Annotated in this window: 13 protein-coding genes; 8 read left to right on the top strand and 5 right to left on the bottom strand. The window is 70.5% G+C overall.

The annotated features are described in order from the left end of the window. Positions 1–241 precede the first annotated feature (241 nt). Genes ACFU7Y_RS32550 through ACFU7Y_RS32535 form a run of 4 tightly spaced genes read left to right on the top strand, consistent with a single transcriptional unit; the run spans position 242 to position 4,306 of the window. The gene (locus ACFU7Y_RS32550; protein ID WP_380770531.1) at positions 242–1,624 is read left to right on the top strand and encodes an efflux RND transporter periplasmic adaptor subunit; all 1,383 of its coding nucleotides are present in this window, start codon (positions 242–244) and stop codon (positions 1,622–1,624) included. 8 nt (positions 1,625–1,632) lie between these two features. Then, positions 1,633–2,457: an ABC transporter ATP-binding protein gene (locus ACFU7Y_RS32545; RefSeq protein WP_224277824.1), complete on the top strand. Its 825-nt coding sequence runs from the start codon at positions 1,633–1,635 to the stop codon at positions 2,455–2,457. Beyond that, a complete protein-coding gene (locus ACFU7Y_RS32540) occupies positions 2,454–3,665 on the top strand; it encodes an ABC transporter permease (protein WP_380770530.1) in 1,212 nt (403 codons plus the stop codon). Before ACFU7Y_RS32545 ends, ACFU7Y_RS32540 begins: the two co-directional genes overlap by 4 nt. A gap of 11 nt (positions 3,666–3,676) precedes the next feature. Next, entirely contained in the window at positions 3,677–4,306 is a 630-nt protein-coding gene (locus tag ACFU7Y_RS32535; protein WP_380770529.1) for a hypothetical protein, read from the top strand. 84 nt (positions 4,307–4,390) lie between these two features. On the opposite strand, the gene ACFU7Y_RS32530 is transcribed toward ACFU7Y_RS32535, so the two are convergent. Continuing rightward, the gene (locus ACFU7Y_RS32530; protein ID WP_224277818.1) at positions 4,391–4,642 is read right to left on the bottom strand and encodes a hypothetical protein; all 252 of its coding nucleotides are present in this window, start codon (positions 4,640–4,642) and stop codon (positions 4,391–4,393) included. Continuing rightward, positions 4,639–5,001 (bottom strand): ATP-binding protein, encoded by a 363-nt coding sequence (locus tag ACFU7Y_RS32525; RefSeq protein ID WP_380770528.1) that lies wholly within the window; start codon positions 4,999–5,001, stop codon positions 4,639–4,641. The genes ACFU7Y_RS32530 and ACFU7Y_RS32525 overlap by 4 nt, the downstream gene beginning before the upstream one ends. Positions 5,002–5,219: 218 nt before the next feature. On the opposite strand from ACFU7Y_RS32525, the gene ACFU7Y_RS32520 reads away from it, so the two are divergent. Beyond that, positions 5,220–6,086: a helix-turn-helix transcriptional regulator gene (locus tag ACFU7Y_RS32520; RefSeq protein WP_224277813.1), complete on the top strand. Its 867-nt coding sequence runs from the start codon at positions 5,220–5,222 to the stop codon at positions 6,084–6,086. Further along, positions 6,079–6,282, top strand: a complete 204-nt coding sequence (locus ACFU7Y_RS32515; protein ID WP_224277811.1) for a DUF397 domain-containing protein — start codon at positions 6,079–6,081, stop codon at positions 6,280–6,282. The genes ACFU7Y_RS32520 and ACFU7Y_RS32515 overlap by 8 nt, the downstream gene beginning before the upstream one ends. 59 nt (positions 6,283–6,341) lie before the next feature. Here the strand turns inward: ACFU7Y_RS32515 and ACFU7Y_RS32510 are convergent, their stop codons facing one another. Together ACFU7Y_RS32510 and ACFU7Y_RS32505 are read right to left on the bottom strand one after the other, a co-directional pair. Beyond that, on the bottom strand, positions 6,342–6,728 hold the full coding sequence (locus tag ACFU7Y_RS32510) for a hypothetical protein (RefSeq protein WP_380770526.1): 387 nt from the start codon (positions 6,726–6,728) through the stop codon (positions 6,342–6,344). A gap of 132 nt (positions 6,729–6,860) precedes the next feature. Beyond that, positions 6,861–7,295, bottom strand: a complete 435-nt coding sequence (locus tag ACFU7Y_RS32505) for a VOC family protein (protein WP_380770525.1) — start codon at positions 7,293–7,295, stop codon at positions 6,861–6,863. 169 nt (positions 7,296–7,464) lie between these two features. On the opposite strand from ACFU7Y_RS32505, the gene ACFU7Y_RS32500 reads away from it, so the two are divergent. Continuing rightward, a complete protein-coding gene (locus tag ACFU7Y_RS32500; RefSeq protein ID WP_380770524.1) occupies positions 7,465–7,863 on the top strand; it encodes a hypothetical protein in 399 nt (132 codons plus the stop codon). Between the two features lie 197 nt (positions 7,864–8,060). On the opposite strand, the gene ACFU7Y_RS32495 is transcribed toward ACFU7Y_RS32500, so the two are convergent. Then, positions 8,061–8,621: a hypothetical protein gene (locus tag ACFU7Y_RS32495; protein WP_380770523.1), complete on the bottom strand. Its 561-nt coding sequence runs from the start codon at positions 8,619–8,621 to the stop codon at positions 8,061–8,063. Between the two features lie 217 nt (positions 8,622–8,838). Here ACFU7Y_RS32495 and ACFU7Y_RS32490 point away from each other — a divergent pair, with 217 nt between their 5' ends. Continuing rightward, on the top strand, positions 8,839–9,402 hold the full coding sequence (locus ACFU7Y_RS32490) for a GNAT family N-acetyltransferase (RefSeq protein WP_380770522.1): 564 nt from the start codon (positions 8,839–8,841) through the stop codon (positions 9,400–9,402). Positions 9,403–9,542 lie beyond the last annotated feature (140 nt).

The following is a 9,542-nucleotide window of genomic DNA, read 5'->3' as shown; positions in this document are numbered from 1 at the left end:
GTCCTGTGGCGCGCCCCCGCGGCGTTCCCGGGCGGCTCCGTGAGAACGTCCTCAGAACGTCCTCCCGGATGCCTGGGGGCCACTGGGAGCCCGCTGGGAGTTCGGCCAACGGCCGGCCACGGAGCGGTCAAGGCGCCCGCACGGGGCGGGCGATATGTTCGCAATGCCCGGATCCGGCCGGTCAGCCTTCTCCCAGCAGGCATCCAGTGGTCCGCAAGGGCTCACCGGGAAGCTGTCCGGCATGAAGGTGCTCCCACGGCGGCGAGGCGCCGTCCTCGTCAACTCCGCGCTCGGCGTGGCCCTGCTGGGCGGCGCGGCCCTGGTGTACGCCACGGTCAGCGGCAGCTCCGGCCCGGCTTCCGCCAAGCCCGCGGCCCGTACCGCGACGGTGTCCAAGGGCACCGTCCTGGCCACCGTGTCCGGAACCGGCACCCTGGTCTCACCGACCGACGCCGCCCAGGACTTCACCACCGGTGGCCGGCTCACCGCGGTCAAGGTCGCGGTCGGGGACGCCGTGAAGAAGGGCCAGGTGCTCGCCACCGTCGACACCACGGCGGCCCAGCAGCAGGTGGACGCGGCCCAGGCGGCCCTCACCACGGCCCAGGCCAACCTCACCAAGGCCCAGGCCGGCGTCACCACCACGACCACCGAGCCCCTGCCGGGCGCCACCTCCGTCGCCACTCCCGGCGGCGGGGCCGGCAGCGGCGGTGGCGGCCGCGGGGCGGGCGGGAGCAGTACGCCCGCCCCGCAGACCACCACGATCACCACCACCAAGGTCGACGACGCGGCCGTGGCCCAGGCCCAGCAGCAGGTCAGCACCGCGCAGACCAACCTCGCCAACGCCCAGGCGGCGCTGGCCGGGACCACCCTGACCGCCTCGGTGGACGGTACGGTCGCCTCGATCGCCGGCAAGGTCGGCGACACCGTCGGTGCCACCGCGAGCGGCTCGTCCTCCTCCTCCGGCAAGTCGACCGGTGGCGGCGCGAGTTCGACGGCCGCCCCGAGCGGCTTCATCGTGCTCACCAACCCGACCGGGATGCAGGTCACCGCGAACTTCTCCGAGCTCGACTCGCTCAAGCTGAAGAAGGGCGAGGCGGCCACCGTCACCCTGAACGCGCAGTCCGACACCAAGCTCAACGCGACCGTCCTGTCGGTCAGTTCGCTGCCCAGCAGCAGTGGCTCCGGCGGCGCGGCCGGCTCCTCCGCCGTCCAGTACGCGGCCACGCTCCAGCTCAGCGGCGACACCAGTACGCTGCGCACCGGCCTCAGCGCCACCGTCCAGGTCATCACCGGCGAGGCCGACAACGCGCTCTCGCTGCCCACCTCAGCCCTGTCCGGCACCGGCACGTCGCGCACCGCGACCCTGGTGCAGCCGGACGGCGCCTCCGAGCGGGTCACCGTCGGGGTCGGGGTCGAGGGCGACAGCACGGTGCAGGTGGTCTCCGGGCTGAAGGAGGGCGACAAGGTCGAACTCCCCACCACCAGCGGCGGCAACGGCTTCCCGAACGCCTCCTTCCCGGGCCTCGGCGGCAACCGGGGCGGGGCCGGCGGAGCCGGGGGCGGCGCGGTCTTCCCGGGCGGTGGCGGTGGCAACGGCGGGACCGGCCGCGGCGGCAGGGGCTGAGTCCGGTCATGCGTCACGTCATCGACAACCGCGTCCCCGCGCATCCCGTCCCGGTGATCCGGATCCGCCGGCTCACCAAGGCGTACGGGCACGGCGACGCCACCGTGCACGCGCTGCGCGGCCCCTCCGACCCGGAGACCGGCGAGCCGCAGGGCGTCAGCCTGGACATCGAGCAGGGCGACTACGTCGCCGTGATGGGCAGCTCCGGCTCCGGCAAGTCCACCCTGATGAACATCCTCGGCTGCCTGGACGTTCCGACCTCCGGCCGCTACCTGCTGGACGGCACCGACGTCGGCCACCTGGACGAGCAGCAGCTCGCACTGGTGCGCAACCGCAAGATCGGCTTCGTCTTCCAGTCCTTCAACCTGGTGCCCCGCACCACCGCCCTCGCCCAGGTCGAGCTGCCGCTCGCCTACGCGGGCGTCCGCACCGCCGAACGGCGCCGCCGGGCGATGGCCGCGCTGTCGCTCGTCGGGCTCGCCGAGCGGGCCGGCCACAAGCCCAACGAGCTCTCCGGAGGCCAGCAGCAGCGCGTCGCGGTGGCGCGGGCGCTGGTGACGGCGCCCGCGATGCTGCTCGCCGACGAGCCGACCGGCAACCTCGACAGCCGCTCGACGGAGGAGGTGCTGGCACTGATCGACGGGCTCAACGCCACCGGCCGCACGGTCGTGCTGATCACCCACGAGGACGAGGTCGCGCGGCACGCCAAGCGGGTGCTGCGGCTGGTGGACGGGCAGATCGTGAGCGACCTGAGGCAGGCGCCCGTGGAGGGCCCGCCGCCCTTCCTGGACCCGGTGTTCGCGGGGGCACCGGTCGCGGAGGTGTCGGCGTGATCCTCTGGCAGACGCTCCGCTTCGCGGTCGGCGGCCTGGCCGCCAACAAGGTGCGCTCGGCGCTCACCATGCTCGGGGTGCTGATCGGCGTGGCCTCGGTGATCCTGCTGCTGGCGGTCGGCAACGGCTCCTCGGTGGCGGTCAAGGACTCGATCACCTCGCTCGGCACCAACTCCCTGACGGTCAGCTCCGGTTCGGCGAACGGCGGCTCCCGGGCCACCTCCTCGGTGAAGAAACTGACGGTCGCCGACGCCAAGGCGCTGGCGAGCGACTCCGACGCGGGGGCGATCAGGTCGGTCGCCCCGGTGGTCACCACCAGCGGGACGGCGCTGTACGGGAACATCTCGTACAGCCCGGGCTCGATCGTCGGCACCTACCCGTCGTACTTCGAGACCGCCAACCAGAAGGTCGCGCACGGCGAGTACTTCACCGACGACGACGTGCTCGCCTCGCGCAAGGTCGCGGTGCTCGGCGCGACGACGGCCAAGCAGCTGTTCGACACCGAGAACCCGGTCGGAAAGTCGGTCGTCCTCGGCGGCACGCCGTTCACGGTCGTCGGCGTGCTCCAGGCCAAGGGCGGCAGCGGCTTCACCGACCCGGACGACGTGGTGATCGCCCCGCTGCCGACGGTGCAGAACGCCTTCACCGGCTTCGGCTCGGTCAACCAGATCCTGGTCCAGGCCTCGTCCGCGGACAGCACGACGGCGGCCCAGTCCGAGATCACCCGCGTCCTGCTCGGGACGCACGCGATCGCCGACCCGGCCAAGGCGGACTTCCGGATCACCAGCCAGGCCTCGCTGCTCACGGCGAGGGAGAGCACGACGAAGACCTTCACCGTGCTGCTCGGCGCAGTGGCGGCGATATCGCTGCTGGTCGGCGGGATCGGGATCACCAACATCATGCTGGTGACGGTCACCGAGCGAACGCGTGAGATCGGCATCCGCAAGGCGCTCGGCGCGCCGCGCGCGGTGATCCTCGGGCAGTTCCTCACCGAGTCGACGCTGCTGTCGGTGATCGGCGCGGGGCTGGGCGTGGCGGCCGGGATCGCCGGCTCGCACTTCAGCATCGTCGGCATCAAGCCGGTGGTGATCCCCGAGTCGGTGCTCGGCGCGTTCGCCATCGCCGTCGCCATCGGGCTGTTCTTCGGCAGCTACCCCGCCAACCGGGCCGCCTCGCTGCGGCCGATCGACGCCCTCCGGCACGAGTAGGACTCCACTTCATGAGCAAAGAGATCGCCACGGTCGCCAGTACCCCGGCCGAGCAGGTCGCCCTGCTCGCCACGCCGCCGGACGCCCGTGATGTGAGCGCCGAACTGGCCGCGCCGCCACGGCGGAAGCTGCCCTGGCTCAGCCTGGTGCTGGCGGGCGGCGTGATCGCCACCGGCGCGTTCGCGGGCGGGGTCTGGTACCAGCAGAACAACGGCTCCTCCTCCGGCGGGAAGTCCTCCGCCCGGCCGGCCGCCGCTGCGGCTGCTCCGGGCGGCGGCTACGGGCAGAACGGCTCCCGCCGCGGGGGCCAGGGGCAGGGCGCCGGGCAGGGGCAGGGCGGGCAGGCCGGCTTCGCCCGTGGCACGGTCAAGGCCGTCGACGGCAACACCGTCTACCTGACCGACACCAACGGCAACACCATCAAGGTCACCACCGGCGACGCGACGAAGGTCCAGCTCAACAAGGAGGGCAAGGTCGCCGACCTCCAGCCCGGCCAGAGCGTGACCGTCGTCGGCACCCCCGACGCCAACGGTGGCTACACCGCCAACCAGCTCGTCGAAGGTGCCGCTGGTGCGGGCGGCTTCGGCGGCTTCGGTGGCGGGGGCGGTGGAGGAATGCCCAGGAACCCGTCCGGCGGCTGACCCGGTTCCGCCGGACGACCGCGAGGCCCTCGCCCCTTCCCTGGGCGAGGGCCTTCGCATGTGCTCAGCGCGGTCCGACGAGCCTCACCGCTGCCACGCCGCGTCCCGGTCCAGGTCCCGGAGCAGGTGGAGAAGGTTGAGGAGGGTGCTGACGGGCGCATTGCCGAAGTCGACCAGGAGACGCCCGTCGAGGATGGTCTCGCCGGCCGAGGCGGAGCCCCAGAGGAGCCCGTGCGGGAGGCCGCGCCGGTGCAGCTCCCCGAGGAGGACGGTGATGTGCGGGGCGGTGAAGTCCCGCATCCGGGGGTCGTCGGGGGCGATCGGCTCGCGGGTCACGCGGCGGAGTCCAGCTCGTACCAGACCGTCTTGCCGCGCTTCTGCGGGTCGACGCCCCAGCGGTGGGTGAGGCCGGAGACGAGCCGGAGGCCCCGGCCGGACTCGGCGAGGAGGCTGAGGGACTTCTCCTGGGGGAGGGAGGCGCTCTCGTCCGCGACGCAGACCCGGAGGGTGTGGTCCAGGAGGGAGAAGTAGACGACGGGCGAGGCGGTGTGGGCGTGCCGCCAGGCGTTGACGATCAGCTCGCCGAGGGCGAGTTCGGCGTTGAAGATGGTCTCGGTGTCCCAGGCGGCTCGGGCCAGGGCGTCCCGCAGGGCCTGCCGGGTGAGGGTGATCGAGGGGGTGTTGAGGGTGCACACGGGAACCTCCGCGAGGCTGTGGTGTGGGAGAGGGCAGCCGTGAGCCAGGCCAGGGTGTGGTTGCTCTTCGGCGGGCGGGCAGCAGGCGCCTACTGCCAGGAACCAAGGCGTGTCTGACGATCCGTCGGATCGTTATGAGGATGACCATAGCGTGTATCGCCACAGATTTGTGGCGATCTGTGGGAAGTTCCCCCGAACGTGGCTGGCAGACTGATCCCATGGCCCTTCGATCGAACCCAACCCTCCGTCAGTTGCGGCTGGGTGCCGAACTGCGCAGGATGCGGGAGCAGGCCGGTCTCGGCGGCAGCCAACTCGCCCGAGCGCTGGGCATCAACCCTGCTCACGTGACCCAGATGGAGAGCGGCAAGACCGGCATCAGCGTCGAACGCCTGCGGACGATCGCCGCGTTGTGCATGTGTGTCAACGAGCCCTTGATCGATGCGCTCGCGGACATCATCACGGACCGCGACAAGGGCGGCTGGTGGGAGGAGTACCGCGGAAACCTCTCGCAGGACTTCCTTGAGGTCGCTGAAATTGAAGCTCATGCACGAGGGCTCTCGGTCTACACGATGGCCTTCATCCATGGTCTGCTTCAGACCAACGCCTATGCCTCGGCTGTGTTTGCTCGCTCCTATCCGCCTCTTCCGGGACACGAGGTCGATCTGAGAGCAGCCTTTCGCTTGCGGCGCCAGCACATCATCCGCGCGGAATCGACTCCGTTCACCGCGTACATCCATGAAGCGGCGCTACGCATGCAGTTCGGCGGAGCCAAGGTCCAGGCCGAGCAACTCGACGCCCTTGTCGAGGCCTCGGAGAGGCCCAACATCTCCATCCGAATCGTGTTGTTCGACGTCGATATGATCCCGCTGCCCAACGAGAACTTCACGTACCTTGCGGGGCCGGTTGAGGAGCTCGACACGGTTCAGTCGGACTCAGGTGTCGGAAACCTTCTCTTTGATGCCCCGGCCCACACAGCCAGGTTCCGGTCACTGCTCGCCCGGATCGGTTCGGCGGCTCTCTCAGAAGAGGAGTCTCGCGAATTTATTCGCTCCATCAAGAAGGACATGGAAAGCAAATATGCGTAACTCCACTTGGCAGAAGTCCAGTTACTCGGGCTCGAACGCCGACTGTGTTGAGGTGCGAGCCCTTGACGGGGTGATCGAACTCCGGGAGTCCGACGAGGGCGAGGTCATCGTCCGTACCGCCGCCCCCAGGTTCGCCGCCTTCCTCCATGGCGCGAAGGCGGGCGAGTTCGACCACCTGCTCACCACCGAGGCCTGACGAACTGCGGCGTACGACCCGAACCCCGGGTCGTACGCCGCTCCGTCTCTCCCCCGCGCCTACGGCTGGATCACGAAGTACACCACCATGCCCGCGGTCAGGCACAGGAACAGCTGCACCATGAAGCTCCAGGGGAGCGGCACCTCGTCCGTGTCACCCGCCTCGTCGGCCGCGAGCTGTCGGCGCGCCAGCTTTCCGAGGTGCCCGGCCGTCCCCAGCGTCATCGACAGCATCGCCAGCGAGTACATGGACAGCGCGCCGGCCGAGGTCATCCCGTTCATGTGAGAGCGACCGACCAGGAAGACCGCCCCGGCCAACGGCGCCAGGGACACCATGATCCGGTACTTCCGCGTCGGCTGCGGCGGTATCGCCAGCGCCCAGAACAGCACCGTCGTCAGCGCGACGATCCACCACCAGGTGGCCACGCTCAAGCCCAGTGGAGTCATTCCCCCACCCCCCAGGTCGCGGACGTTCGCTCACGTCCACTCCCGGTCACACTAGCCACGCCGGCTCCGCCCCGCGCCGACAGAACCCTGCAAGATCCCGGCTGGTCCCTTGCAGGGTCCCGGCAAGAGCGCTCAGTCGAGGCAGAACTCGTTGCCCTCGACGTCAAACATCCCGAGGCACGACTCGTTCTTGTCGTCGGCGACCAGCAACTGCCCGCGCGTCGCGCCGAGCGGGATCAGCCGGGCGCACTCGGCTTCGAGCGCCGCCAGGCGCTCCGCACCCACCAGCCCGGTGCCGACCCGCACGTCGAGGTGCAGCCGGTTCTTGACGACCTTGCCCTCGGGAACGCGCTGGAAGTACATGCGCGGGCCCACACCCGAGGGGTCGCCGGCCGCGAACCACGAGCCCCGCTCCTCGGGCGGCAGCGAGCGCTGGTAGTCGTCCCAGGTGTCGAACCCCTCCGGCGTGGACGGCGGGACGTACCCCAGGACCTCGCACCAGAAGCGACCGACGCGCTCGGGCTCCGCGCAGTCGAAGGTGACCTGGAAATGCTTGACCGATGTCATCGGGCCACCATAGCCATGACAAGAGGAACGCGCCGCTCAATTTCCGGTGCGGACCCGCAGGTTGACGGGGGGTGGGGCTGGACCCACCCCTTCGTGGGGCTGGACCCATACCCGGCCGCGCGTCCGCTCCGTAGCGTCGTTCCCACAACGACGCGGAGGGGAAAGAACCATGGCGACCACGACCGACCGGGACACCTTCACCACGGTGAAGAAGTGCATCGTGCTCTTCGGCGCCGGCGGCGCCGTCGTCCTCGGCACGGTCGCCGTGATGGCGGCCACCGGCCACGCGACGACCCCGTTCATGTGGATCCGAGGCGTGATCTTCCTCGCCATCGTTCCGTTCCTCCACCGGCTGGCCACCCGTGCCGCCGGCGGCTCCGCCAAGGCCTTCGACCGGGTCCGCACCCTCTCCACCGTCATGCCGATCGCCATCATCGGCGTGGATCTCGTCCCCGGCCTCTGCCCGGCCTGGTACGCCGTCCTCCAGGGCCTCTCCGCCCTCGCACTGGTCGCGGTCGCCGTCCTCACCCGCACTTCCGCCCTGGCCGCCGCCTTCCCCAAGCCGTAGCCAGGCGCCGGAAGTCGGCCGGCCCGACGTCCTGCGCAGCGGAGGCAGTTCGCGCTGGTGGCCCCTTGCGTCCTCGCAAGGGGCCACCGGTCGATGCATGTGGCGCTTCGGGCCGCTTCCGACTTCTTCGGACAGGTCGTGGCGACGATGAGCAGTCCCGTTCGGCGGAAGTCCGCCGTTCGACGCCGTGCTTCTGCTCAGCCGCCCTCGACCTTGTCTCCTGCGACGTCGACCACGTACCACCCGGCACCGAACTCGGGGGACCCCTGGCCGTTGGTGTCGCCCGGCGCCTTGTCGCCCACGAAGTAGTAGAGCGGGTGGCCGTTGTAGACGACCTGGGACTTGCCGTCCTTGCGGGCGGTGGTGGAGAGCTTGGCCTGGTCGACGCCCTTCCCGGCAGTGGGGGTGCCGGTGGTCAGAAGGGGTGGCCAGGCGGTGGCGCAGGCGTCGTAGCACGTCGAGGTGGGCGAGGTGTCCGCCTCGAACAGGTAGAGGGTCTTGCCCTGGGAGTCGACCAGGACGCTCTGGTACTTGCCGACGGTGGCCGCCGCGACCGTGGCGCCGGCGCTCGTGGATCCGGCGGCGGGGCTCGTGTTCCCCGTCGACGTCGGTGTGGCGGCCGGACTACCGGGGGAGGTCGCCGCCGTTGTCGGGCTTTCCGTGGTCGTCGTGCTCTTGCTGTTGGAACAGCCGCCGCACACCACGGTGATCAGGGCGACGGCGGCGGCCATGGCGGTCGCCGTGCGGGGGTTTCTCATGGGCTTCTCTCCGGCCGGGGTGGGAATCGGTGCCACAACTTCAGCCTGAAGGGGCCTGCCGCTTCACCAGGCACGCCAGCGGGTGGGCAAGGCGGGACGGCCGTTAACCCTGATGGCCGACAGCGACACGTGGCCCTGGCGGCGTCGCCCCGGGCCCTGCCGACCCGGCCCGGATATTTCGATGGCGGGTTCGGCGGAGCCCGGTGAAGATCGCTGGATGGATCCCTTCCTGCAGACCGAACGGCTCGTGCTGCGGCCGTTCACCGAGGCCGACGCCGACCACCTCTTCGCGCTGGACAACGACCCCGAGGTCATGCGCTTCATCAACGGCGGCAAGCCGGCGGACCGCGACGTGATCCGGGTGCGCACTCTGCCCCGACTCCTCCACGACCACCCGGGTTCGGGCACCCGAGGCTTCTGGGCGGCCGAGGAGAAGGACACCGGAACCTTCCTGGGCTGGTTCGAACTCCGCCCGCTCGACGACCACGACCCCGCCGTCGTCGAACTCGGCTACCGGCTGAACCGGGCCGCCTGGGGCAAGGGCTATGCCACGGAGGGATCGAGGGCCCTGATCGACAAGGGGTTCACCGACCTCGCGGTGGAGCGGGTCACGGCGAACACCATGGCCGTGAACACGCGGTCCCGGCGCGTGATGGAGAAGTCCGGCCTGTCGTTCCTCCGGAGCTACTTCGGGGACTGGCCGGAGTCGATCCCGGGGTCCGAGCACGGCGAAGTCGAGTACGAACTCCTCAAGGCGGCCTGGGAGCAGGGGACCCGGTAGCTCGCCGCCCCGGGCCCCTGCTCCTCCGCCCTGGGCGCCGCCTTCCCGAAGCAGCAGCCGAGCGCAGGAGGTCGGCCAGCCCGACTTCCTGCGCAGATACCCGTAGTTCGTTCCGGCGGCCCCTTGCTCCTCCGCAATGG

This window comes from Kitasatospora sp. NPDC057542 (genome assembly GCF_042801945.1).
Lineage (GTDB): Bacteria > Actinomycetota > Actinomycetes > Streptomycetales > Streptomycetaceae > Kitasatospora.
The sequence above is the reverse complement of the archived record's forward strand: the minus strand, read 5'-3'. Positions and strand labels throughout refer to the sequence as shown.